This is a genomic window from Streptomyces malaysiense, assembly GCF_000980885.2.
Taxonomy (GTDB): domain Bacteria; phylum Actinomycetota; class Actinomycetes; order Streptomycetales; family Streptomycetaceae; genus Streptomyces; species Streptomyces malaysiense.
This window is the reverse complement of the sequence record NZ_LBDA02000125.1, coordinates 1-1377: the sequence shown is the minus strand read 5'-3', so window position 1 is coordinate 1377 and position 1377 is coordinate 1. Positions and strand designations below refer to the sequence as shown.

Annotated in this window: 1 protein-coding gene; it reads left to right on the top strand. The window is 71.0% G+C overall.

Features of this window, described 5'->3' with window-relative positions; translation table 11 throughout:
• Nucleotides 1-1377, top strand: a 1377-nt coding sequence (locus tag VT52_RS33980; protein WP_240510002.1) for a condensation domain-containing protein, incomplete at both ends; no start/stop codon positions are given.

Genomic DNA, 1377 nt, shown 5'->3' with positions numbered 1-1377 from the left:
CATGCCCTACGCCGTCCGCCTCACCGGCACGCTGGACCTGGCCGCGCTCGAGGACGCCCTGAACGACCTCGTCTCCCGCCACGAGATCCTGCGTACGACCGTCTCCGTCACCGACGGAGAGGCGACCCAGCACGTCAGCACCCACGCGCACATCGACCTCGACATCATTTCCACCACCGGCGACAGCTCCCTCGACGAGCGGCTCACCGCGGCCGCGTCCGCTCCGTTCGACCTGTCGGTCCAGTCCCCGTTGCGCGCGACCCTCGTCCGTGACGACCGCACCCCGGACACCCATGTCCTGTTGCTGGTGGTGCATCACATCGCGGCGGACGGCTGGTCGATGGCGCCGTTGCTGGGGGATCTGTCGCGGGCTTACGCGGCGCGGTGTGCGGGTGGTGTCCCGGGGTGGGACGCGTTGCCGGTGCAGTACGCGGATTACGCGGTGTGGCAGCGTGAGGTGCTGGGGTCGGAGGAGGATCCGGCCAGTGTGATGAGCGGGCAGCTGGCTTACTGGCGTGGGGTGTTGGAGGGGTCTCCGGCGGAGTTGGTGCTGCCGGTGGACCGGGCGCGGCCGGCGGTGGCGTCGGGCCGGGGTGGCAGTGTGCCGTTCGCGGTGGATGCCGTGGTGGGGGAGGGGCTGGCGCGTCTGGCGCGTGAGCGCGGGGTGTCGTTGTTCATGGTGTTGCACGCGGCGTTGCTGGTGGTGTTGTCGCGGGTGGGTGCGGGTGAGGATCTGCCGGTCGGTGCCGCGGTGGCGGGGCGTTCGGACGAGGGTCTGGACGATCTGGTCGGGTTCTTCGTGAACACGGTGGTGCTGCGGACGGACGTGTCGGGGGACCCGGTGTTCACGGAGCTCCTGGAGCGGGTGCGGGAGGTCCATCTGGGTGCGCACGCGCACGCGGACGTTCCGTTCGACCGGCTGGTCGACGCGCTGGGCGTCGAGCGGTCCGCGGCTCGTCAGCCGCTGTTCCAGGTGATGCTCGTCCTGCAGAACAACACCCAGGGCCGGCTCGACCTCCCCGGCCTGACCGCGACCGACGTCCCGGTGCGCACCGGGGCCACCAAGTTCGACCTCACCCTCCACCTCACGCCCGGCGCGGCGGACGGCACCACGGAACTGACCGGTGCCTTCGAGTTCAGCACCGACCTCTTCGACCGACCCACCGTGCAGCGGCTCCAGCAGCGCTTCGCCCAGGTCCTGCGGCACATCGCCGCGGACCCGGCCGGCCGGCTCTCGCAGCTGGAGGTGTTGTTGCCGGGTGAGCGGGAGGCGTTGGAGGAGTGGACCGGTACGGGGGTTGGTCCGCGGGTGGGGTCGATTCCGGAGTTGTTCGGGGAGCAGGTGGTGCGGGCTCCTGGGGCGTTGGCGGTGGAGTT